This window comes from Salmonella sp. 3C (assembly GCF_025426275.1).
Lineage (GTDB): Bacteria > Pseudomonadota > Gammaproteobacteria > Enterobacterales > Enterobacteriaceae > Salmonella > Salmonella enterica.
Genome location: NZ_CP104858.1, coordinates 1190541 through 1215210 on the forward strand (window position 1 = coordinate 1190541; position 24670 = coordinate 1215210).

Annotated in this window: 20 protein-coding genes; 11 read left to right on the forward strand and 9 right to left on the reverse strand. The window is 54.6% G+C overall.

Annotated elements, in window-relative coordinates:
• Positions 1-13 precede the first annotated feature (13 nt).
• The 6 genes from rpoN (at position 14) to yrbL (ending at position 4417) form a co-directional block, all read left to right on the forward strand.
• Positions 14-1447 (forward strand): RNA polymerase factor sigma-54, encoded by a 1434-nt coding sequence (gene rpoN, locus N7E69_RS05680; protein WP_000809020.1) that lies wholly within the window; start codon positions 14-16, stop codon positions 1445-1447.
• A 22-nt stretch (positions 1448-1469) separates the two neighbouring features.
• The gene (hpf, locus tag N7E69_RS05685) at positions 1470-1757 is read left to right on the forward strand and encodes a ribosome hibernation promoting factor (protein ID WP_001176589.1); all 288 of its coding nucleotides are present in this window, start codon (positions 1470-1472) and stop codon (positions 1755-1757) included.
• A gap of 117 nt (positions 1758-1874) precedes the next feature.
• Entirely contained in the window at positions 1875-2366 is a 492-nt protein-coding gene (ptsN, locus tag N7E69_RS05690) for a PTS IIA-like nitrogen regulatory protein PtsN (protein ID WP_000609332.1), read from the forward strand.
• A gap of 45 nt (positions 2367-2411) precedes the next feature.
• Positions 2412-3266, forward strand: a complete 855-nt coding sequence (gene rapZ / locus N7E69_RS05695) for an RNase adapter RapZ (RefSeq protein WP_000243749.1) — start codon at positions 2412-2414, stop codon at positions 3264-3266.
• Positions 3263-3535 (forward strand): PTS phosphocarrier protein NPr, encoded by a 273-nt coding sequence (gene npr / locus N7E69_RS05700; protein ID WP_000216797.1) that lies wholly within the window; start codon positions 3263-3265, stop codon positions 3533-3535. The genes rapZ and npr overlap by 4 nt, the downstream gene beginning before the upstream one ends.
• A 249-nt stretch (positions 3536-3784) precedes the next feature.
• Positions 3785-4417: a PhoP regulatory network protein YrbL gene (gene yrbL, locus N7E69_RS05705; RefSeq protein ID WP_000602193.1), complete on the forward strand. Its 633-nt coding sequence runs from the start codon at positions 3785-3787 to the stop codon at positions 4415-4417.
• Between the two features lie 74 nt (positions 4418-4491).
• On the opposite strand, the gene mtgA is transcribed toward yrbL, so the two are convergent.
• From mtgA to N7E69_RS05725, 4 genes are all read right to left on the reverse strand, one after another.
• Complete coding sequence (gene mtgA, locus N7E69_RS05710) at positions 4492-5220, reverse strand: monofunctional biosynthetic peptidoglycan transglycosylase (RefSeq protein ID WP_000044644.1); 729 nt, start codon at positions 5218-5220, stop codon at positions 4492-4494.
• The gene (gene elbB, locus N7E69_RS05715) at positions 5217-5870 is read right to left on the reverse strand and encodes an isoprenoid biosynthesis glyoxalase ElbB (protein WP_000719811.1); all 654 of its coding nucleotides are present in this window, start codon (positions 5868-5870) and stop codon (positions 5217-5219) included. The genes mtgA and elbB overlap by 4 nt, the downstream gene beginning before the upstream one ends.
• A 226-nt stretch (positions 5871-6096) precedes the next feature.
• Positions 6097-8433, reverse strand: coding sequence for an aerobic respiration two-component sensor histidine kinase ArcB (gene arcB, locus N7E69_RS05720; RefSeq protein ID WP_000809824.1), 2337 nt, complete (start codon positions 8431-8433; stop codon positions 6097-6099).
• Between the two features lie 93 nt (positions 8434-8526).
• Positions 8527-9456, reverse strand: a complete 930-nt coding sequence (locus N7E69_RS05725) for a TIGR01212 family radical SAM protein (RefSeq protein WP_001176879.1) — start codon at positions 9454-9456, stop codon at positions 8527-8529.
• A gap of 671 nt (positions 9457-10127) precedes the next feature.
• On the opposite strand from N7E69_RS05725, the gene gltB reads away from it, so the two are divergent.
• The 5 genes from gltB (at position 10128) to N7E69_RS05750 (ending at position 19963) form a co-directional block, all read left to right on the forward strand.
• A complete protein-coding gene (gltB, locus tag N7E69_RS05730) occupies positions 10128-14588 on the forward strand; it encodes a glutamate synthase large subunit (protein WP_000965036.1) in 4461 nt (1486 codons plus the stop codon).
• Between the two features lie 9 nt (positions 14589-14597).
• Complete coding sequence (gltD, locus tag N7E69_RS05735; RefSeq protein ID WP_000081705.1) at positions 14598-16016, forward strand: glutamate synthase subunit GltD; 1419 nt, start codon at positions 14598-14600, stop codon at positions 16014-16016.
• A gap of 207 nt (positions 16017-16223) precedes the next feature.
• Complete coding sequence (locus tag N7E69_RS05740) at positions 16224-17327, forward strand: YhcG family protein (RefSeq protein WP_000184321.1); 1104 nt, start codon at positions 16224-16226, stop codon at positions 17325-17327.
• A gap of 115 nt (positions 17328-17442) precedes the next feature.
• Positions 17443-18696: a cytosine permease gene (codB, locus tag N7E69_RS05745; protein ID WP_000076269.1), complete on the forward strand. Its 1254-nt coding sequence runs from the start codon at positions 17443-17445 to the stop codon at positions 18694-18696.
• Positions 18683-19963, forward strand: a complete 1281-nt coding sequence (locus N7E69_RS05750; protein WP_001752161.1) for a cytosine deaminase — start codon at positions 18683-18685, stop codon at positions 19961-19963. Before codB ends, N7E69_RS05750 begins: the two co-directional genes overlap by 14 nt.
• An 81-nt stretch (positions 19964-20044) precedes the next feature.
• Here N7E69_RS05750 and nanQ read toward each other — a convergent pair whose 3' ends face one another.
• The 5 genes from nanQ to nanA all read right to left on the reverse strand — a co-directional run bounded on the left by nanQ (position 20045) and on the right by nanA (position 24616).
• Positions 20045-20512 carry an N-acetylneuraminate anomerase gene (gene nanQ / locus N7E69_RS05755; protein WP_000979905.1) on the reverse strand — a complete coding sequence of 156 codons (468 nt, stop codon included), beginning with the start codon at positions 20510-20512 and terminating at the stop codon, positions 20045-20047.
• Complete coding sequence (gene nanK / locus N7E69_RS05760) at positions 20509-21384, reverse strand: N-acetylmannosamine kinase (protein ID WP_000208970.1); 876 nt, start codon at positions 21382-21384, stop codon at positions 20509-20511. Before nanK ends, nanQ begins: the two co-directional genes overlap by 4 nt.
• Entirely contained in the window at positions 21381-22070 is a 690-nt protein-coding gene (locus tag N7E69_RS05765) for an N-acetylmannosamine-6-phosphate 2-epimerase (protein ID WP_000054439.1), read from the reverse strand. The genes nanK and N7E69_RS05765 overlap by 4 nt, the downstream gene beginning before the upstream one ends.
• Before the next feature lie 46 nt (positions 22071-22116).
• Positions 22117-23607, reverse strand: coding sequence for a sialic acid transporter NanT (nanT, locus tag N7E69_RS05770; RefSeq protein WP_000108071.1), 1491 nt, complete (start codon positions 23605-23607; stop codon positions 22117-22119).
• A 115-nt stretch (positions 23608-23722) separates the two neighbouring features.
• On the reverse strand, positions 23723-24616 hold the full coding sequence (gene nanA, locus N7E69_RS05775) for an N-acetylneuraminate lyase (protein ID WP_001029665.1): 894 nt from the start codon (positions 24614-24616) through the stop codon (positions 23723-23725).
• Positions 24617-24670 lie beyond the last annotated feature (54 nt).

Genomic DNA, 24670 nt, shown 5'->3' on the forward strand with positions numbered 1-24670 from the left:
AACGACTCTGAATATGAAGCAAGGTTTGCAACTCAGGCTTAGCCAACAACTGGCAATGACGCCTCAGCTACAACAGGCCATCCGTCTGTTGCAGTTGTCTACGCTGGAACTTCAGCAGGAACTCCAGCAAGCGCTGGAAAATAACCCGCTGCTTGAGCAAACCGATCTTCATGACGAAATCGACACTCAGCAACCTCAGGATAACGATCCTCTCGATACCGCCGACGCGCTCGAACAAAAAGAGATGCCGGAAGAGCTGCCGCTTGACGCCAGTTGGGATGAAATTTACACCGCCGGGACGCCGTCCGGCCCCAGCGGCGATTATATCGACGATGAGCTGCCCGTCTATCAGGGTGAAACGACGCAGTCGTTGCAGGATTATCTGATGTGGCAGGTTGAGCTAACGCCCTTCTCGGACACCGATCGCGCTATTGCGACATCCATTGTCGATGCGGTAGATGATACCGGCTATCTCACCGTATCCCTGGACGAAATTCGCGAAAGCATGGGCGATGTAGAGGTGGATCTCGATGAGGTCGAAGCCGTCCTGAAGCGTATTCAGCGTTTTGATCCGGTAGGCGTCGCGGCAAAAGATCTTCGCGACTGTCTGCTGATCCAGCTTTCACAATTCGACAAATCCACGCCGTGGCTGGAAGAGGCGCGGCTCATTATCTGCGATCATCTTGATCTGCTGGCCAACCACGATTTCCGCACGTTGATGCGCGTTACCCGACTAAAAGAAGAGGTGCTGAAAGAGGCGGTAAACCTGATTCAGTCGCTCGATCCCAGACCCGGTCAATCGATCCAGACCGGCGAGCCGGAGTACGTTATCCCGGATGTGCTGGTACGCAAGCATAACGGTCGCTGGACGGTGGAGCTTAATAGCGACAGTATTCCCCGTTTACAGATTAACCAGCACTATGCCGCCATGTGCAATAGCGCGCGCAACGATGCCGACAGCCAGTTCATCCGCAGTAATTTACAGGATGCGAAATGGCTGATAAAAAGCCTTGAAAGCCGCAACGACACGCTGCTGCGCGTCAGTCGCTGCATCGTCGAGCAACAGCAAGCCTTTTTTGAACAGGGCGAAGAATATATGAAACCGATGGTACTGGCGGATATCGCCCAGGCCGTCGAGATGCACGAATCCACTATATCCCGCGTGACCACGCAGAAGTATTTGCACAGCCCGCGCGGTATTTTTGAACTCAAATATTTCTTTTCCAGCCACGTCAATACCGAAGGCGGAGGCGAAGCCTCTTCCACCGCGATTCGCGCGCTGGTGAAGAAGTTAATTGCGGCGGAAAACCCCGCGAAACCGCTGAGCGACAGCAAGTTAACCTCTCTGCTGTCAGAACAAGGTATCATGGTGGCGCGCCGCACTGTTGCGAAGTACCGAGAGTCTTTATCCATTCCGCCGTCAAACCAACGCAAACAGCTGGTTTGACCCAACCGATAAGGAAGACACTATGCAGCTCAATATCACCGGACATAATGTCGAAATTACTGAAGCCCTGCGTGAATTTGTGACGACAAAATTCGCCAAACTTGAACAGTATTTTGAGCGGATTAATCAGGTATACGTGGTGTTGAAAGTGGAGAAGGTCACGCATATCTCGGATGCGACGCTACACGTTAACGGCGGCGAAATTCACGCCAGCGCGGAAGGCCAGGATATGTATGCCGCCATTGACGGCTTGATTGATAAACTGGCAAGGCAGTTAACCAGGCATAAAGATAAACTGAAACAACACTAATTGTCCGGGCAGTTAGCCAGTGCAGGACGGCCTGTTGTGTGACACAACGGGCCATTTGTACAGTTAGCGCTCCGAACCTGGCCATCAACCTGACAGGACAGGTTCTTAGGTGAAATTATGATAAATAACGATACGACTCTACAACTGAGCAGTGTACTTAACCAGGAGTGTACGCGTAGCGGCGTTCATTGTCAGAGTAAGAAACGCGCGCTGGAAATCATCAGCGAACTGGCGGCAAAACAGCTCAGTTTACCTCCTCAGGTCGTGTTTGAAGCCATTCTGACACGCGAAAAAATGGGCAGTACCGGTATTGGTAATGGTATCGCCATCCCGCACGGGAAACTGGAAGAAGATACCTTACGCGCCGTCGGCGTGTTCGTTCAGCTCGAAACGCCGATCGCGTTCGACGCCATCGATAACCAGCCGGTCGATCTCCTCTTCGCCCTGCTGGTGCCCGCCGATCAAACTAAAACGCATCTGCACACGCTGTCGCTGGTGGCGAAACGTCTGGCGGATAAAACGATCTGCCGCCGCCTGCGCGCGGCGCTGAATGATGAAGAGCTGTATCAAATCATTACTGACACCGAAGGTGAGCAGAATGAGGCATAACAACTCAATGGCATTTCTTTCTGTCGTTGTGAGGAGAAACGGTACATGGTACTGATGATCGTCAGCGGGCGTTCCGGATCAGGTAAATCTGTCGCTCTGCGCGCGCTGGAAGATATGGGATTTTACTGCGTGGATAACCTCCCCGTCGTGCTGTTGCCCGATCTGGCGCGAACGCTGGCCGATCGCCAGATTTCCGCCGCCGTCAGCATTGATGTGCGCAATATGCCTGAATCACCTGAGATTTTTGAACAGGCGATGAATAATCTGCCTGGCGCTTTCTCGCCGCAATTGCTGTTTCTTGATGCCGACCGCAATACCTTGATTCGCCGCTACAGCGACACGCGCCGTTTGCATCCGCTTTCCAGCAAAAATCTTTCTTTAGAGAGTGCGATCGATAAAGAGAGTGACTTGCTGGAGCCGTTACGCTCACGTGCGGATCTGATCGTCGACACTTCAGAAATGTCCGTCCATGAGCTGGCGGAGATGCTGCGTACCCGGCTGTTGGGCAAACGCGAGCGCGAACTGACGATGGTATTTGAGTCCTTCGGCTTTAAACATGGTATCCCGATTGATGCGGACTATGTGTTTGATGTCCGCTTTCTGCCCAACCCGCACTGGGATCCAAAACTGCGCCCCATGACCGGGCTTGATAAGCCGGTAGCCGCGTTTCTTGACCGACACACAGAAGTTCACAATTTTATCTATCAGACTCGCAGCTATCTTGAGCTATGGTTACCGATGCTGGAGACCAACAACCGCAGCTACCTTACCGTCGCTATCGGTTGTACCGGCGGGAAACACCGTTCGGTGTATATTGCAGAACAGCTGGCAGACTACTTCCGCTCGCGCGGTAAAAATGTCCAGTCTCGCCATCGCACGCTGGAAAAACGCAAAACATGACCGTAAAGCAAACTGTTGAAGTCACCAATAAGCTGGGCATGCATGCCCGGCCTGCCATGAAGCTTTTCGAACTGATGCAGGGGTTTGACGCCGAGGTGCTATTACGCAATGACGAAGGCACCGAAGCGGAAGCAAACAGCGTCATCGCTCTGTTAATGCTCGACTCCGCCAAAGGGCGTCAGATCGAAATTGAAGCCACCGGCCCGCAAGAAGTTGAAGCGCTGGCGGCGGTTATCGCGCTGTTCAATTCCGGCTTTGACGAAGACTAAACCTCCCCCTCTATACCCTATTTTCCCCCAACGCCGTCCCGGTATTTGATGACAGTCACCCCAAAACCGGGCGTGTTACGCCTGCCTGCCACTTGTCCCGCAGCCCCACCCTTTCGTAAGATTTGTACATTTCGTGCGCTTTACCTATGCATAAAAACATTAAGAAAACCTTAAAAAATTTCGTTTAGGTTTTGTTTAAGTTCTTTGTCCATACTAAATTTATGTGAATAAATTTTTCCAGGACTTGCCATGATCCTTTTATCCGAACAGACTCCGCTGGGCGCTGGTCGACATCGTAAATGCTATACGCATCCGGATAATGCCCGGCGTTGCATAAAAGTTATTTACAACCGTGACCACGGCGGTGATAAAGAGATTCGGCGTGAACTGAGCTACTATGCGCATCTGTCCCGCTACCTGACGGACTGGAGCGCTATCCCCCGTTATTACGGCACGGTAGAAACCGATTGCGGCACCGGCTATGTCTACGACATGATTACCGATTTCAACGGCGCGCCCTCTATTACCCTGACCGAGTTCGCCGCGCAATGTCGTTATGAAGAGGATGTCGCTGTCCTGCGGCGGCTACTGAAAAAACTGAAACGTTACCTGCTGGATAACCATATTGTGACGATGTCGCTGAAGCCGCAAAATATCCTGTGCCAGCGTATCAGCGAGTCAGAAGTGGTTCCGGTGGTTTGCGACAATCTGGGGGAAAGTACCTTTATCCCGCTGGCGACCTGGTCAACATGGTGCTGTGAACGCAAACTGGAGAGAGTGTGGCAGCGGTTTATCGCCCAGCCTGCGCTGGCCGTTGCCCTGGAGAGGGACGAGCAGCCAAAAGACAAGAAACGGCTGGCGCTTACTTCTCACGAAGCTTAATGGCCTGTGCTTATCAGGCCTGGACGACACAGATCGCAGGCCGGATAAGGCGTTCGCGCCGCCAATCGGCAAAATTAATTAAGCTGGTTGCGCGTCATAAAAGATTCCCCGCCCAGTTGTCGCATCTGGCGCATAATCCACGCCTGCCGGCTACGCACATAGCCAGACGGCGCATTCGCCTTATAGCGTAACGGATTTGGCAATACCGCCGCCAGCAACGCGGCTTCAGACACACTCAAGCGACTGGCAGGTTTATGAAAATACCGTTGTGCCGCAGCCTCCACGCCAAAAATACCATCGCCAAACTCCGCGATATTCAGAGAAACCGTGAGAATGCGCTTTTTGCTCCAGACAGTTTCAATGCCCAGCGTTAGCCCGGCCTCCAGACCTTTGCGCAGCCAACTGCGTCCATCCCATAAAAAGAGATTTTTCGCCGTTTGCTGCGAAAGCGTAGAGGCGCCGCGAATACGGCTCTCATTCCGCTCATTATGCGCCAGCGCTTTTTCAATCGCCGGAACATCAAAGCCCCAGTGCTCAGGGAACTTCTGGTCTTCCGCCGCAATTACCGCCAGCCCCATCCACGGCGAGATATCCGCCATACTGACCCAGTCAGAATGCGCCACATAACCGAACTCTCCGCCGAGCCAGGCGCTAATCTGCCGTTCCGCCATCACCGCCGAAAAAGGCACCGGAACCACGCTAAACAGCGCAATGCCGCCGCCCCAAAAGACGGCGAGCGCAGCAAGGATACGTAAAAGTAGACGGCGCAAAAACGTTAACGGCGCGATGCGTCGTTTGCTCATTCCGCCAGAACCAGCACGCGCGACACTAATTTATCAATGCCGCTTGCCGCCTGGGCGATATCCTGCGCCAGCATATAGGCAGGGGTGGTCACGACCTTGTTATCCTCGTCCACAACGATATCATCAACCGGGCAAGGTACGTGTTCGGCGCCCATCTCTTCAAGTACTTCAGCGGTATCAATATCCGTCCCTATTGTCAGACGTAGCGGGAAGTCAAAGATTTTCGGCAACATTGCGGGCGCGATACAGATGAATCCCAGCGGCTTGCCGGACTGGTGCATGGCCTTCGCCAGCGCGACGACATCGCTATCCACCCGGCATTCGCTCCCCTGGCTGGCGAAATTACTCAGGTTCTTCGCCGCGCCGAAACCACCAGGCACAATGAGCGCATCCAGCTCCTCTGGCTGAGCCTGGGACAGGGGACGAATATCGCCCCGCGTAATACGCGCCGCCTCAATCAGGACGTTACGCGTTTCCGCCATCGCTTCGCCGGTCAGGTGATTAATAACATCCGCTTGTGGTTTATCCGGCGCGAAGCAGACAGCCTGCGCGCCGCTGCGGGCAATGGCCAACAGCGTCAGAACGGCCTCATGAATTTCGGCGCCGTCATAGACGCCGCATCCGCTGAGCACTACGCCAATTTTTTTCATGGTGAGCATCCTCCTGCAACCGACTCAAGCCCATTAATAATTTTGATTAAAATGCTACGCTTCACACATTTAAATGATTCATGTAACAAATCATTTAGGATTTGCTATCTTAACTGCGTGCGGCCTGAAAACAGGACTGCGCCTTTGACATCATCATAATAAGCACGGCGCAGCCACGATTTCCCTGGTGTTGGCGCAGTATTCGCGCACCCCGGTCAAACCGGGGTCATTTTTTTTCCGCGTTTGCCACCCAGGCTTTCAGCACCGCGACATCGTGCTGCCACTCCTGTTTCATCTCTTCAATCCATTCCGCGACATTATCTTCCCAGGCGGGAAGATCCGGCGACTGGATTTGCTGGCCAAGCTGTTGCAGATGACGCAGCCCTACCGAACCGGCGGCGCCTTTAATCTTATGCCCTTCCTCAACGACGCCTTTTTTGTCACGCGCCGTCAGATTGGACTCCAGCACGCTTAAATAGCCAGGCATCATTTTTTCAAACACCGCGAGACCGTCGGTGATCAATTTAGGCCCAACCAACTCAATGTATTGTTCCAGCATCGGGATATCCAGCAGCGCTTGCGCTTTATCGCTCTCTTCAGGCGTCACGGTACTCTCCTCTTTATCGGTGGCATCCCAGAATTTTTTAATCATCGCGGTTAAGGCCGGCACCGACAGCGGCTTACTCAGCACATCGTCCATACCAGCGTCCAGATACTCTTTTTTATCTTTCAGAACGTTAGCCGTAAGCGCTACCAGCGGCGGTAAATCTTCCCGCGTGTGGCGACGGGTCAGTTCTCTGGCAATATCCAGCCCCGTCATATCCGGTAGTTGAATATCCAGTAAGACCAGGTCATATTCGCCCGGCGCGAACATCTCCAGCGCCGCCTTGCCGGTCATCGCGACATCCACGCTGTTACCCAGTTTTTCCAGTACCGAACGCGCTACGATCACGTTCAGTTCAATATCTTCGACCAGCAGAACATGCAGCGCCGGCAGCGGCATGTCGTCTTCATCAAAGGCGTCCTCCACCTCTTCCGCCACCGCTGGCGCATGAACCGTTAGCGTAAAGGTCGATCCTTTGCCCGGCAGACTGGAAACGGTAATATCGCCGCCCATATTTTTCGCCAGCCGACGGGAGACCGCCAGCCCGATACCGGTACCCGTCGCCGGTTTACCGCCATGACTGTCTTTCACCTGATAATACATGGCGAAAATTTTATCCTGCTCATCCTGCGAAATGCCGATCCCGGAATCTTCCACTTCAAAGTGCAGCATGTCGCCTTCATCATAGCGCGCCCGCACCGTCACCTGGCCCTGCTGAGTAAATTTCACCGCATTGCTGATCAAATTCCATAAAATCTGGCGCAGACGCGTTCCGTCGGTAATGACTTTGTGCGGCAGCGGCAGCGTCGGCTCAAGCACAAAACGTAGCCCTTTTTGCTGCGCCTGCAAACCGGAAAGGTTTTCCAGATCGGCCATAAAGCTGGTGAAATCAACCGGTTGGTTATCAAGCTGAACCTTACGCCGCTCCATCTTATCCATATCAATGATATCATTGAAAATATTGCCTAACGTCACGGCGGAGACATGGATTGTCTTAAGGTATTTTTCCTGTTCGGCGGTAAGATCGGTATCCAGCAGGATGCGGCTTAAACCGACGATGCCGTTAAGCGGGGTGCGCAGCTCATGACTGATGGTAGAGATAAATGTGGTCTTGTCGCGGCTGGCGCGTTCCAGCGCGTCCTGATAACGCTTACGTTCGGTAATATCACGACCAAATCCCATCAGGCCATGACGTTTACCGACACGGTCGTAATAAGGCACTTTACGAATTTCAAAGCAGGCCTTTCGTCCGTCCGGGTAATCCAGCCACTGTTCGTAGGTCAGGGAGACGTTATGGCGGAATACTTTTTCATCGGTTTCAATGACTTTCTCCGCCGCTTCGGGAGAGTACACATCTTCCGGCTTCAAATGCACCAGCTGTTTTTCGCTCTTGCCGGTTAGCAATTCCATTGCGCGGTTACAGCCGGAAAATTCTTTATCCTCATTACGATAAAAAACCAAATCCGGCGAGGCGTCCAGAAAGGAGCGCAGAAAAGAGGATTGCTGTTCTAGCTGGATTTGCGCTTCTTCACGCTCTTTAATTTCTACTTTTAGCTGTTCAAATGTCTCTTGCAGCTCCGCTTCCGCTTTTTCGCGATCGGCAATTTCCTGATTAAGCTGGGCAATATTGTCCTTCAACTGTACGTTAAGCTTGAGATCGCGCTCGCGCATCTCCTCCAGCTTTTGCACCAGACGCGACAGTCGCTGCCTTGACTCTTCCAGTTGTTCAACAACAACGGATAAGAAATAGACCGCCCAGGGCGTAATTAACAGGCCAAAAAAGATGGAACGAATAACGTCGATACTTTCAACCTGACCATGCAGCACCATGGTCACCGCCATCTGCACGACAATCGCCAGCACCACCAATGCCAACGCCAGGAGCATGGAAAAGCGCACCAGACCCAATTTCATCATCAGGTCGACATAGTATTGCGCCAGCATACGAATTTGCTTCATAGAGGATTCCTTCACCACAACTTCGCACATAATACCCAATTATGGGAACCGCGTTGAATATTGTGCGAAATATGCGTAGCGCCCCTCATCACGCTACGCTACAGGTGGTATCCAGGGACGGGCCAGCGCAGAGCCCTGTACGCCATGCTCATTCAGGTATTTGTCCAGCTCAACCATCCCCGTCCAGCGATTCTCGCACCACAGCGGGGCAAGCAGCGTCGGACGGCGAGCGCTGGCTGAAATTCGGTGATAAATCACCTCCGGCGGCGTATGACGAATCATCTCACCTGCCGTTAGCGTGTAGTCGTCCAGTTCGATGCCGTTCAGCCGCCCCGCTTCCCAGGCTTTGGCCATCGTACTGCCTTTCACAATATGCAGCGGATGCAGTTTAATACCGTCAACGCCCGTCTCCACCACACGCTCCATGGTTTGCAGGCATTCTGCCTGCCCTTCTCCCGGCAGCCCCACAATCAGATGCGCACACACTTTCAGCCCGCGCTCCCGGGCAATCCGGGTGGTACGCTGATAGCAGGCGAAGTCATGCCCGCGGTTAATTCGGTGCAGGGTTTTATCGTGCGCGGTTTGCAATCCCAGTTCCAGCCATACCTCGTAGCCTTGATCTTTATATTCACACAGTAAATCTACTACTGCCTGCGGGACACAATCCGGACGCGTACCGACGCATAACCCGACGATACTGGCCTGGCTGACCGCCTGTTGATACATGGAACGCAGCACCTGCACTTCCGCAAAGGTGCTGGTGTAGGCCTGGAAATAGGCCAGATAACGTTTAGCGCGGTTCACCAGATGCGCCTGATGCGCAAGCTGCTCGGCAATCGAATGATGCTGCTGCGCCTCATCGGCAAAAGAGGCGACATTACAGAAGGTGCAACCGCCACGCCCGATGGTGCCGTCGCGGTTAGGGCAGCTAAAACCGCCATGAAGCGTCAGCTTATGAACCTTTTGCCCATACCGACGTAAAAGATCCCCACCAAACATATTGACTAATTTCTGTAACTGCATAATCTGATAGACCGCCTCTTAAAAAGAGGCCAAAGCCTGCCATTTTTAGTCTCCTTTGGCGATGACCTGGATCAATCGTCCCGGAAGGCTTTTATCCGTTGCATAATCAAGCAAAATAAACGACATTTCATTCATAATCCCGTTGATGATTTTTCCTGATATTCCCCTCTTTTTTCAGCGTCTGCTGGGTCATCGATAAAAACAGTAGCATTCAATACTGCTCACGCTTAAAACAGCATAAAATGCCAAGATTTTTGAAAAAGAAAGGTCAGATAACGTCTGGCGAGCGGCTCTTATAGTGAGACAGATCACAGGCTTTCTGCCGCTCCGTATTAGCAGCCCCTCTATAAAAAACCTTTTAATTTCAATATATTCAAAAAGTTATCTGTGCTACAGCACACTTTTGCATAAATCAGTTTGCCATTTGACCTGGGTGTGGATTCCCGATAAGTTGGGGATCCGCTGGAAGCTTTCTGGATGAGCCGTCTGCTCATCATATTTATGCAGTAATTGAGATTCCCTCTTAACCGTATTTACCAATGCGCAAAGGACACAAAGAGGGCGAATGCGAGGTAAGCGTATGATGCGCCAGCCCCGTCGCCATGCTCTTGCTGTGCCCGCGCGCCGTCGGTTGGGAGAGCGTCCCGTAGAGCCTGGGGAGGTTCACTGATATGTTGTACGATAAATCCCTTGAGAAGGATAACTGTGGTTTCGGCCTGATCGCCCACATAGAAGGCGAACCTAGCCACAAGGTAGTGCGTACCGCCATACACGCGCTGGCCCGGATGCAGCACCGTGGCGCGATCCTTGCCGACGGTAAAACCGGCGACGGTTGCGGCTTGCTGTTACAAAAACCTGACCGTTTCTTTCGCATCGTGGCCGAAGAGCGCGGCTGGCGCTTAGCCAAAAACTACGCCGTCGGGATGATCTTTTTGAATAAAGATCCTGAACTGGCCGCCGCGTCACGCCATATTGTCGAAGAAGAATTACAGCAGGAAACCCTGTCGACTGTCGGCTGGCGCGATGTGCCCACCAATGAAGGCGTGCTCGGTGAAATCGCCCTCTCCTCCCTGCCGCGTATTGAGCAGATTTTTGTCAACGCTCCGGCGGGCTGGCGTCCGCGCGATATGGAGCGCCGTCTGTTTATCGCCCGCCGACGCATTGAAAAACGCCTGCAGAACGACAAGGATTTCTACGTATGCAGCCTGTCGAACCTGGTCAACATTTATAAAGGTCTGTGTATGCCGGCGGATCTGCCGCGTTTCTACCTGGATCTTGCGGATCTGCGTCTGGAATCGGCCATCTGTCTGTTCCACCAGCGCTTTTCCACTAACACCGTGCCGCGTTGGCCGCTGGCGCAGCCGTTCCGCTACCTGGCGCATAACGGCGAGATTAACACTATCACCGGCAACCGCCAGTGGGCGCGCGCCCGTACCTATAAATTCCAGACGCCGCTGATCCCGGATTTACAGTCCGCTGCGCCGTTTGTTAACGAAACCGGTTCGGATTCCAGCTCGCTGGACAACATGCTGGAACTGCTGCTGGCAGGCGGGATGGACATCATCCGCGCCATGCGCCTGTTGGTGCCGCCCGCCTGGCAGAACAACCCCGATATGGACCAGGATCTGCGCGCCTTCTTTGACTTTAACTCCATGCATATGGAGCCGTGGGACGGTCCGGCAGGCATCGTGATGTCCGACGGGCGCTTCGCCGCCTGTAACCTTGACCGTAACGGCCTGCGCCCGGCACGCTACGTCATTACCAAAGATAAGCTGATCACCTGCGCCTCCGAAGTCGGTATCTGGGACTATCAGCCGGATGAAGTGGTCGAGAAAGGCCGCGTCGGCCCAGGCGAGCTGATGGTGATCGACACCCGCGGCGGACGTATTCTGCATTCCGCGGAAACCGATGACGATCTGAAAAGCCGCCATCCATATAAAGAGTGGATGGAGAAAAACGTCCGCCGCCTGGTGCCGTTTGAAGAGCTGCCTGATGAAGAAGTTGGTAGCCGCGAACTGGACGATGACCTGCTCGCCAGCTATCAGAAACAGTTTAACTACAGCGCCGAAGAGCTGGACTCGGTTATCCGCGTATTGGGCGAAAACGGCCAGGAAGCCGTCGGTTCAATGGGCGACGATACCCCCTTTGCCGTGCTCTCCAGCCAGCCGCGTATTATTTACGACTACTTCCGCCAGCAGTTCGCGCAGGTCACTAACCCGCCTATCGACCCGCTGCGTGAAGCGCACGTCATGTCGCTCGCCACCAGCATCGGTCGCGAAATGAACGTCTTCTGCGAAGCGGAAGGTCAGGCCCATCGCCTGAGTTTTAAATCGCCAATTCTGCTGTACTCCGATTTCAAACAGCTCACCACCATGAAAGAGGAGCATTATCGCGCTGACCGTCTGGATATCACCTTCGACGTGACCGAAACCACACTGAACGCGACGGTTAAGGCGCTGTGCGATAAAGCGGAACAGATGGTGCGCAACGGCACCGTGCTGCTGGTCCTCTCGGATCGCAATATCGGTAAGAATCGCCTGCCGGTCCCCGCGCCGATGGCGGTGGGCGCGGTGCAAACGCGTCTGGTAGAACAAAGCCTGCGCTGCGACGCCAACATCATCGTAGAAACCGGAAGCGCCCGCGATCCGCATCACTTTGCGGTACTGCTCGGCTTTGGCGCAACGGCTATCTATCCGTACCTGGCCTACGAAACGCTGGGGCGTCTGATTGATACCCAGGCCATCGCCAAAAACTACCGTACCGTGATGCAGAACTACCGTAACGGCATCAACAAGGGGCTGTACAAGATTATGTCCAAAATGGGCATTTCGACCATTGCCTCTTACCGCTGCTCCAAACTGTTTGAAGCGGTCGGACTGCACGATGATGTGGTAAACCTGTGCTTCCAGGGCGTGGTCAGCCGTATCGGCGGCGCGAGCTTTGATGACTTCCAGCAGGATCTGCTGAATCTCTCCAAACGCGCCTGGCTGGCGCGCAAACCCATTAGCCCGGGCGGCCTGCTGAAGTACGTCCACGGCGGCGAATATCACGCCTATAACCCGGATGTCGTGCGTACCCTGCAACAGGCGGTACAGAGCGGCGAATACAGCGATTATCAGGAATACGCCAAACTGGTCAATGAGCGTCCGGCGGCAACGCTGCGCGATCTGCTGGCGATACATCCAGACGGCGAGGCGGTGACTATCGACGAGGTTGAGCCCGCCAGTGAGCTGTTTAAACGCTTTGATACCGCAGCCATGTCTATCGGCGCATTAAGTCCGGAAGCGCACGAAGCGCTGGCGGAAGCGATGAACAGCCTCGGCGGCAACTCCAACTCCGGCGAAGGCGGCGAAGACCCGGCGCGCTACGGCACCAATAAAGTGTCGCGTATCAAGCAGGTGGCTTCCGGCCGTTTTGGCGTGACGCCAGCGTACCTGGTCAATGCCGATGTGATTCAGATTAAAGTCGCGCAGGGCGCGAAACCGGGCGAAGGCGGTCAGTTGCCGGGGGATAAAGTCACTCCGTATATCGCTAGACTACGCTATTCAGTGCCGGGCGTGACGCTGATCTCCCCGCCGCCGCACCACGATATTTACTCTATCGAGGACTTAGCGCAGCTCATTTTCGACCTCAAACAGGTCAACCCGAAGGCGATGATCTCCGTGAAGCTGGTGTCCGAACCGGGCGTCGGCACCATCGCGACCGGCGTGGCGAAAGCCTATGCGGATCTGATCACTATCGCCGGCTACGACGGCGGTACCGGCGCCAGCCCGCTCTCTTCGGTGAAATATGCGGGCTGTCCGTGGGAACTCGGACTTGTTGAAACCCAGCAGGCGCTGGTCGCCAACGGTCTGCGTCACAAGATTCGTCTGCAGGTGGACGGCGGTCTGAAAACCGGCGTCGATATCATTAAAGCGGCAATTCTCGGTGCGGAAAGTTTCGGCTTCGGCACCGGCCCGATGGTGGCGCTGGGCTGTAAATACCTGCGCATTTGCCATCTGAACAACTGCGCAACCGGCGTGGCGACGCAGGATGAAAAACTGCGTAAGAACCACTATCACGGCCTGCCGTTCAAGGTAACCAACTACTTTGAATTTATCGCCCGCGAAGTGCGCGAGCTGATGGCTTCGCTTGGCGTGACCCGCCTGGTGGATTTGATTGGCCGCACCGACCTGCTGAAAGAGCTGGAGGGCTTCACCGCTAAACAGCAGAAGCTGGCGCTGTCTCGTCTACTGGAAACCGCTGAACCTCATCCGGGTAAAGCGCTGTACTGCACCGAAAATAACCCGCCGTTTGATAACGGCGTGCTGAATGCGCAACTGTTGCAGCAGGCGAAACCGTTTGTCGATGCGCGCCAGAGCAAAACCTTCTGGTTCGACATCCGCAACACCGATCGTTCCGTCGGCGCGTCGCTTTCCGGCTACATCGCACAGACCCACGGCGATCAGGGGCTGGCTTCCGATCCGATTAAAGCGCACTTCAGCGGTACCGCAGGCCAGAGCTTTGGCGTGTGGAACGCGGGCGGCGTAGAGTTATATCTGACTGGCGATGCCAACGACTATGTCGGTAAAGGTATGGCAGGCGGTTTGATCGCCATCAGACCACCGGTAGGTTCCGCCTTCCTCAGCCATAAAGCCAGCATTATCGGCAACACCTGCCTGTATGGAGCCACCGGTGGCCGTCTGTACGCGGCGGGCCGCGCGGGCGAACGTTTCGGCGTGCGTAACTCCGGGGCGATTACCGTAGTAGAGGGCATCGGCGACAACGGCTGTGAATACATGACCGGCGGCATCGTCTGCGTGCTGGGTAAAACCGGCGTTAACTTCGGCGCGGGGATGACCGGCGGCTTCGCCTATGTGCTGGACGAAGATGGCGAATTCCGTAAACGCGTGAACCCGGAACTGGTAGAAGTACTGGACGTTGATTCGCTGGCTATCCACGAAGAGCATCTGCGCGGCCTGATCACCGAGCACGTGCAGCATACTGGTTCGCAACGCGGCGAAGAGATCCTGTCCAGGTGGTCAAGCTTCTCAACCCAATTCGCGTTAGTTAAGCCCAAGTCCAGCGATGTCAAAGCCCTGTTGGGCCACCGTAGTCGTAGTGCGGCAGAATTGCGCGTGCAGGCGCAGTAAGGAATTGAAATGAGCCAGAATGTTTATCAATTTATCGACCTGCAGCGCGTTGATCCGCCGAAGAAACCGCTGAAGCTCCGTAAGATCGAGTTTGTTGAAATCTACGAACCGTTTTCTGAAGGTCAGGCGAAAGCCCAGGCGGATCGCTGTTTGTCCTGCGGGAACCCCTACTGCGAGTGGAAATGTCCGGTACATAACTACATCCCGAACTGGCTGAAACTGGCTAACGAAGGGCGTATTTTTGAGGCGGCTGAGCTATCGCACCAGACCAACACCCTGCCGGAAGTGTGTGGCCGCGTCTGCCCGCAGGACCGCCTGTGCGAAGGCTCCTGTACGCTGCACGATGAGTTCGGCGCAGTGACCATCGGTAACATTGAGCGCTATATCAACGATAAAGCGTTTGAGATGGGCTGGCGCCCGGATATGACCGGCGTACGCCAGACGGACAAACGGGTAGCGATAATCGGCGCAGGTCCGGCAGGGCTGGCGTGCGCCGACGTGCTGACCCGCAACGGCGTGAAGGCGGTGGTCTTTGATCGCCATCCGGAAATCGGTGGTCTGCTGACCTTCGGTATCCCGGCCTTCAAGCTGGAGAAAGAAGTCATGACCCGCCGCCGTGAGATCTTCACCGGCATGGGTATTGAGTTCAAACTTAATACCGAAGTGGGTCGTGATGTACAGCTTGAAGATCTGCTGAAAGATTACGATGCGGTATTCCTTGGCGTCGGCACCTATCAGTCGATGCGCGGCGGGCTGGAAAATGAAGATGCGGACGGGGTTTTCGACGCTCTGCCGTTCCTGATCGCCAATACGAAGCAGATCATGGGGTTTGGCGAAACCAGCGACGAACCATATGTCAGCATGGAAGGCAAACGCGTGGTGGTGCTGGGCGGCGGCGATACCGCAATGGACTGCGTACGTACCTCCATTCGTCAGGGCGCAACGCACGTAACCTGTGCTTATCGTCGTGATGAAGAGAACATGCCGGGCTCCAGACGCGAAGTGAAGAACGCGCGCGAGGAAGGTGTCGAATTTCAGTTTAACGTTCAACCGCTGGGCATTGAAGTCAATGCCAACGGCAAAGTGAGCGGCGTAAAAATGGTGCGCACTGAAATGGGCGAACCGGATGCCAAAGGCCGTCGGCGGGCAGAGATCGTCGCCGGTTCCGAGCATGTGGTTCCGGCTGATGCGGTGGTGATGGCGTTTGGTTTTCGTCCACACAGCATGGAATGGCTGGCGAAACACAGCGTGGAACTGGACTCGCAGGGACGAATTATCGCGCCGGAACGCAGCGATAATGCTTTCCAGACCAGCAACCCGAAAATCTTCGCCGGTGGCGACATCGTGCGCGGTTCCGATCTGGTGGTGACGGCGATTGCCGAAGGCCGTAAAGCGGCTGACGGGATTATGAACTACCTCGAAGTATAACCCTTCCGGCTCCCCCGCTTACTGCCTTGGCTGATGGCTGGGGAGCCGATATTCCTCTCCTCAATATCTCTCCTGCCGATTCTGGAAACCCGCTCGTAAATCGAGATGTAATGCCATGTAAAATCCGTTCATGGATTGATCCGTTTACGCCTGAAGCGTATTGATAGCGTTCTAATTTCACAATAAAACTATCACGTAAGGGATGACATGACGAATCCAACTTTAGTGCCACAGTCTGATGAATATCAGCAAATTCATGACGGTATTATTCGTCTGGTCGATACGGCACGTACCGAGACCGTGCGCAGCATCAATGCCATTATGACTGCCACCTACTGGGAAATTGGCCGACGCATTGTCGAATTTGAACAGGGAGGAGAAGCGCGAGCGGCCTATGGTACTCAGCTTATCGAACGATTATCGGTAGATTTAAGTCAGCGCTATAAGCGCGGTTTTTCCACCAGAAACCTATGGCAAATTCGTACATTTTATCTTTGTTTTCAACACATTGAAATTCCGCAGACACTGTCTGCGGAATTTTCAAATCTCATACCGCTCGCCAAAACATTCCCTCTTCCCTGGTCAGCGTATGTCCGCCTCTTGTCGGTAAAAAATCCCGATGCCCGCACTTTTTACGAGAAAGAGACGCTACGTAACGGCTGGTCAGTTAGGCAGCTCGATCGGCAAATCGCCACTCAGTTTTACGAACGAACGCTACTGTCCCACGACAAATCCGCCATGTTGCAGCAGCCTGCACCCGCCGAGCCAAACGTTTTGCCGGAGCAAGCCATACGCGACCCGTTCATTCTGGAATTTCTTAACCTGAAGGACGAGTATTCCGAATCAGATCTCGAAGACGCGCTGCTCAGCCACCTGATGGACTTTATGCTGGAGCTCGGTGACGATTTTGCTTTTGTTGGCCGCCAACGCCGACTACGCATAGACGATAGCTGGTTCCGCGTCGATCTGCTGTTCTTCCATCGTCGCTTGCGCTGCCTGTTGCTCGTTGACCTGAAAGTAGGCAAATTCGGTTATGCGGATGCCGGGCAGATGAATATGTACCTGAACTATGCCAAAGAGCACTGGACAATGCCCGGAGAAAACCCGCCAGTCGGCCTGGTTTTGTGCGCAGGGAAAGGCGCGGGGGAAGCGCATTACGCGCTGACTGGCCTGCCAAACACCATCATGGCGAGCGAGTACAAAGTGCAGTTGCCCGACGAAAAATTACTCACAGACGAACTTATTCGTTCGCAAACCATGCTGGAAACTCAACTCACACGCGGTGGTTCACTGACAACGGAGAAAAACTAACGAACCATTAATATCATGAATAATTATCAAAAAAATATCATACGAAAACGTTTGCTTTATTCTTAGAACTGTATATTATGCGGCGGATTTTTTGGGCAAAATTCATGGAGGCGTTGTGTCGCAGGACAACAATTATAGCCAGGGCCCCGTCCCTCTGGCGGCGCGGAAGGGCGTGATTCCACTGACGTTTGTCATGTTGGGTTTAACGTTTTTTTCCGCCAGTATGTGGACCGGAGGGACACTCGGCACCGGTCTTACCTATCACGATTTCTTCCTCGCAGTTCTCTTCGGTAATCTCCTCCTCGGTATCTACACTGCATTTCTTGGTTACATCGGCGCAAAAACCGGACTCTCCACCCACCTCCTTGCACGTTACTCCTTTGGCGTTAAAGGATCATGGCTTCCCTCGCTGCTGCTAGGCGGCACACAGGTAGGCTGGTTTGGCGTTGGCGTAGCGATGTTCGCTATTCCGGTCAGTAAAGCGACGGGCATTGATGCCAATATTCTGATTGCCATTTCGGGTCTACTGATGACCCTGACCATTTTTTTCGGCATCTCGGCGTTGACCATTTTGTCTATCATTGCCGTACCCGCGATCGTTATACTGGGCAGCTACTCCGTCTGGCTGGCGGTCAGCGGCGTGGGTGGGCTGGAGCATTTAAAAACGATAGTGCCGCAGACGCCGCTGGATTTTTCCAGCGCGCTGGCGCTGGTGGTGGGCTCGTTTGTCAGCGCCGGTACATTGACCGCCGACTTCGTCCGCTTCGGGCGTCATGCCAAAAGCGCCGTACTGATTGCGATGGTCGCTTTTTTCCTCGGCAACTCGCTGATGTTTATCTTTGGCGCGGCAGGCGCTGCCGCCGTCGGTCAGGCGGATATCTCTGACGTGATGATAGCGCAGGGGCTGCTGCTGCCCGCGATTGTGGTGCTTGGCCTGAATATCTGGACCACCAACGATAACGCGCTGTACGCATCGGGTCTGGGCTTCGCCAATATTACCGGTCTTTCCAGCCGTACGCTGTCGGTGGTGAACGGGATTATCGGTACCGTGTGCGCGCTGTGGCTTTACAATAATTTTGTCGGCTGGCTGACGTTCCTGTCATCTGCCATCCCACCGATTGGCGGAGTGATTATTGCCGACTATCTGTTGAACCGCCGCCGCTATGCCGACTTCAACACCGTGCGCTTTATTCCCGTTAACTGGATTGCTATTCTTTCCGTCGCGCTGGGCATCGCCGCCGGACATTATGTTCCGGGTATTGTGCCCGTCAACGCCGTACTCGGCGGCGTCTTCAGCTATATCCTGCTGAATCCACTTTTCAACCGCAGCCTTGCTAAATCACCAGAGGTCAGCCATGCAGAACAATAACATCACTATTCGTCAGACGCGTCTGCAGGGACACGAAGGATTATGGCAGATTACGATTGAAAACGGGCGCTTTAGCCGGATTGAGCCTCAGGAAGCCGCATCGTTACCGCAGGGCGAAGTGCTTGATGCCGAAGGCGGCCTGGCTATTCCACCGTTTGTTGAGCCACATATCCACCTGGATACCACGCAAACGGCGGGTGAACCGAGCTGGAACCAGTCCGGCACACTGTTTGAAGGGATTGAGCGCTGGGCAGAACGTAAAGCAATGCTCACGCATGAAGATGTGAAAGCGCGCGCGATGCAGACCCTGAAATGGCAGATGGCTAACGGCATCCAGTACGTTCGTACTCACGTTGACGTTTCAGATCCTACGCTCACCGCGCTGAAAGCCATGCTGGAAGTGAAGCAAGAGGTTGCGCCGTGGGTAGACCTGCAAATTGTCGCCTTTCCGCAAGAAGGTATTCTGTCTTATTCCAACGGTGAAGCGCTGTTAGAGGAAGCCGTGCGTTTGGGCGTTGACGTTATTGGCGCCATTCCGCACTTTGAATTTACGCGTGAATATGGCGTTGAATCGCTGCACAAAACCTTCGCCCTGGCGCAAAAATACGATCGCTTGATCGATGTGCACTGCGACGAAATTGATGACGAGCAGTCTCGCTTTGTCGAAACGGTCGCGGCGCTGGCGCATCGCGATGGCATGGGGGCGCGCGTGACCGCCAGCCACACCACGGCTATGCACTCGTACAACGGCGCGTATGCGTCACGCCTGTTCCGTCTGTTGAAAATGTCGGGGATTAACTTCGTCGCCAACCCGCTGGTGAATATTCATCTGCAAGGACGGTTTGACACTTACCCGAAACGTCGTGGCGTCACGCGAGTGAAAGAGATGCTGGAAGCGGGGATCAACGTCTGCTTTGGCCATGATGACGTCTTCGATCCGTGGTATCCATTAGGCACGGCAAATATGCTGCAGGTGCTGCATATGGGGTTACACGTTTGCCAGTTGATGGGGTATGGGCAAATCAACGACGGGTTAAATCTGATCACTACCCACAGCGCAAAAACCCTGCATTTACAGGACTACGGTCTGAGCGTCGGCAATGCCGCGAATCTGGTTATCTTACCCGCTGAGAATGGATTCGATGCGGTACGTCGCCAGACGCCTGCGCGTTACTCGATTCGCCACGGGCGAGTGATTGCCGAGACGGTGCCGAGCCAGACGACGCTGCACCTGACCCAGCCGGAAGCCGTGACGTTTAAGCGTTAACCCGTCATACCCGCGCTCTCCGGCACATTCACCACGCAGCCCGTAAGGGGCTGCGTTCGGAAGACTGCTCCGGCAAGAGATTCAGGCCGCCAGCAGACTGGCGCGTACTTTCACTACCACTTTCTTGATGTCATCCGGCTCACCCACTGCACATCCCGGTTTATGCGGTTCTCCTGGCATAAACACAGCAAACATCCCCGCTTGCAGCGTAATAGTCTGCTCGTCGACAATTTGACTACAAAGCTGGTAATCCTCTTCAACGTGCATCTCCTCGCACTGGCGAGCGGCACCGGACATCCCAAACGCAATACGCTCGACGCCGGTTAGTAGTAGCTGAATATCAATGTATTGTTCATGCAATTCCGCTTTCTTCTCGGCCGGCATTTGCGTCGTTAACTGCATTACATTCATAAAGACATTGTCGCCCTGCAATTCATAGCGCCCCGGCGCTTTCTCCTGCGGCCTTGCCGCCAGCGCGAGAGTCAAGGCATCCAACAATCGCGGATGCAACCCGCAAGAAGGCAACGACTGTACTTCCCCCATCATCATAATGTGTCTCCTTGAGCTAACAACGCAGCGCCTAATAATCCTGCGTCATGCCGATAGCGAGCGGCGCTCAGCGCCACGTGATAAGGCGCAGGCTCTTGCATCAAAAACGCGCGAACCTGCTCCAGGTATCCCTCAGCTAACCCTACGCTGCCGCCAATGACCACACACTGGCAGTCGGTAGTCGCTTTCACATCGGCGATCATTCGCGCTATTACCTGCGCGGATTGGCTTACCAGATGTCGCGCCTGCTGATGACCTTCGCCAGCGCGAATAAATAGGGTTTTGGCGTCGCATCCCGCCAGATCGTCCCGCGCCGCCGCGGCCATCCCTCGTCCAGAGGCGATGGCCTCTACGCAGCCAACGCGTCCACAGCCGCATACGGGCCCGTGTGGGTCCGCCAGGGTGTGTCCCAGGTGCCCGGCCAGACCGCCTTTTCCGGTAAGGAGCTTGCCGTCGCAGACAACGCCGCCGCCAACGCCGGTTGAAACGGTGATAAATACCATATCGCGGATATCATCAGGGAGCGCGTGATACTCCGCCCAGGCCGCCGCCTGCGCGTCGTTCACCGCCAGCGTCGGCAGGCCAGCGATCGTTTCCAGTGTTTGTACTAACGGAAAGTGTAGCAATCCGCCCAGATTATGGGGGTTTAGCGCCAGCAGCATCCCTTCCTGAATGATCCCGGTAGAAGCTATCGCTACCTGACGCGCCTCTGCCCGTAGTGGTTCAACCAGCGCCTTTAATGCTTCACGTAACGCATCCGGCGTTTTGCTCGCGGGGGTCGGTAGCTCGCGACGCTGGCTAATGCGCAAGTTTTTGTCGATGAGCGCGGCGGCAAGTTTAGTACCGCCAATATCGATTGCTAATGTAGTCATGACGCCGCCTTTTTTAATGCGTCGTTATACCATCCACAGATATGTTCCAGACGGGTAATGGCGGACCCCACCGTCACCGCCCATGCGCCATAGCGGATCGCCTCCGCTGCCAGTGCTGGCGAGTTATAGCGCCCTTCGGCTATTACCCGGCATCCGGCGTCATGCAACGCTTTGACTAAGGGCAGATCGGGTTCCTCCGGCGTATCGGGGGTGGTGTAGCCGGACATTGTCGTGCCGATAATGTCCGCGCCCAACCGTTGACAGGCGAGACCATCGTCCACGGATGAGCAGTCGGCCATCGCCAGTAGATGGTGGTGATGAATGCGCGCCAACAACGCCTCAACGGCTACCGGCCGTTGCCGAGCGGTTCCATCAACGGCGATAATAGCTGCTCCGGCCTGTGCCAGCGCATCTACATCGTCGAGAAAAGGGGTAATGCGCACTGGAGAGTCGTCCAGATCGCGTTTGATAATGCCGATAATGGGTACCGAAACGAGCGAGCGGGTCATACGCAGGTTGTCTATGCCTTCAATACGCACCGCAACCGCGCCCGCCTGTTCCGCTGCCAACGCCATTGCCGCTACAATCTCCGGCTTATCCAGCGGACTGCCCGGAACGGGCTGGCAGGAGACAATCAGGCCGCCAGAAGCGGCAATATTTTTATCCAGTTGTTCAAGTAACGACATACTACTCCCTTACAAATATTGCCCGGTTGAAAACCGGGCAAGCGGATTAACTTTTCGTTTTTACAAAGGCACCTTTACCACTGCCAAGCGGTACGGCTCCGCTGAACGGTTTGTCGTCAATAGCATCGTGGGTGCGTAACGCTTCCGGACGTAGCCAACGCTGTACGCGAGACGGCATATCAAGCCCAATAAGCAGGATCACGACAAACGTCAGGCTGAAAGAGAGCGATGCCAGCGCAGTGCCCAAATCCAGACGTTGAGCGATCAGCGCTCCCAGGATCGGCGCCAGCGCGCCGCCGAGCGCGCCGACGTTATAAGTAAAGCCCAGCCCCGCCGCGCGCTGATCGGTATCGAAGTAACCGCCGATCAGTTTCGGTAGAATCCCGGCAATCCCCTGCCCCAACATCTGTTGGAAAAACAGTAGCAGACCCAGAACCCAGACGTTTGTGCCGCCAATCGCAAAGACCGGAATAATGAGGATTTGCGAGGCCAGCAGGCTACAGACATATGCTTTACGCGTTCCCAGCCAGTCGCCAAGAAAACCGCCTACGCAGCAACCAACCGCCGCGCCAAATCCGCTAAAGAACAGGACATTCGCCACCGTATGCGGATCGTAGGCCAGCTCGGTTTTCAGATAAGTGGGTAATAGCGCCTGAATCGGCCAGGAATAGAGGAAAGCAAACAGTACCACCAGCATCAGCATGACGCCAGTGGGCCAGCGTTTACCGCTGCTCTGCACCATAAAGCTGATAAAGATAACCGCGCACAGTAGTCCCAGCCCCGCCACAATCGCAGCATTTTGTAGGTTACCGGCAAAACAGAACCACAGCGCAGCGGCGGCGGCGAAAGTCATTAAAATGTTGATGATGCGATGCTCGCCCCGATAAAGAATGTCGACCATCGTGCGTACCGGCGCTTTACCCGCGTGTTTCTCTTTCCAGTCTTCCGCTTCCGGAATGTTTTTCCGCAGCCAGAGAGCGAAGATAATTGGCAAAATGCCAATGAAAAACAGCGCGCGCCAGCCCCAGACAGGCACCACCAGGCTGTACACCTGCGCGGCAACGACCGCGCCGACGGAGAAGCCGGAAATCAGAAAACCGCTGGCTTTATTGCGTAAATGTTTTGGCCAGCTTTCAATCACATAGGTCGCGCTGGAACCATATTCGCCCGCCATGCCCATACCAATCACCAGTCGGGCGATGAACATGGTGGTGTAACCGGGCGCAAACCCGCATGCCAGGGTTCCCACCGAAAACAGAATGATGCTGCTGACCATCGCCAGACGACGCCCATAGCGATCGCCCATCGCGCCCAGTAATAACCCGCCGAACCAGCGAGAGATAAAAGCCGCAGAAATCAGGCTTGCCGCCTGTACCGTCGTCAGCCCAAATTCGCTTTGTACCTCAGTCAGTACAAGAGCAATCAACACAAAATCAAAACCATCAAGCAGATATCCCAGCCAGGCAGCGGAAAATGCCCGCCACTGCGCCCGGTTGAGATGGCGATACCACGGGATGTTCTGGGTAGAAGTACTCATTTTACTCTCCCGACGATTTTTGTTGTCGTTATGCCGAATGGCGGCTCCGCCTTATCCGGCCTACTGTTCGCACTGTTGTAGGCCGGGCAAGCGTAGCGCCCCCGGCATTATGCTGTTACGCCTTTTCTTCCATCAGTTGTTGAGCCAGCGCCTTGAGCGCCGGCAGGTATTTTTCATCAACAGGCGCAAACGGTTTACGACACAGCGGCACCGATAGCACGTCCATATAATGCAGGACCGTTTTCAGGCCGCGGAATACGCCGGTTTTAATCAGTAAATCAATAACCTTATTGCACTCGGTTTGCAGGCGCTGCGCTTTCGCCACATCGCCCTCACGTAATGCCTGAACAATCCCCTGATAACGCCAGCCCATAATGTTGTATGTGCTGCCGATACCGCCGTCCGCGCCCGCCAGCAGACCGGAAGCGAAGATTTCGTCATAACCGTTGTACAGCACCAGATCCGGATGCGCGCGGCGGATCTGCTCCATCTGGAAGAGATCGCCGGAGGTTTGCTTCAGCGCGCTCACGCCCGGTAATGTCACCAGCGTATTGATCTGATCGAGGGTAAGTTTTACGCCGCTTAACGCCGGAATGTTGTATACCACCATCGGCAATCCATCTGCGGAATCAATGATTGCCCGATAATGGTCACAGTGCTCTTCAAAACTGAAAGGGTAATAAAAAGGCGTCACCGCAGAGACCGCATCAAAACCGTAACGCTTTGCGGCGCTGGCAAGCTGCTGGCTTTCTGCGGTGCTTACTGTCCCGACATGGGCGATCAACGTGATTTTTCCCTTCGCCTCTTCGGCGACAATCTCCAGTACCTGCTCTCTTTCAGCAAGGCTCTGTACGAATGCTTCCCCGGTGGAACCGCCAACGTACAGCCCGTCGATACCCTGCCCAATGTTAAAACGCACCAGACGGCGCAGGCTTTCGCTATCCAGTTGCTGCTGATGATCAAATGGGGTCAACAACGCCGCCATTACGCCTTGCAATGCTTTTGCCATACCTACCTCTACGGATGATGAATATATTAACTACCTACCTTTATACCTGTTATA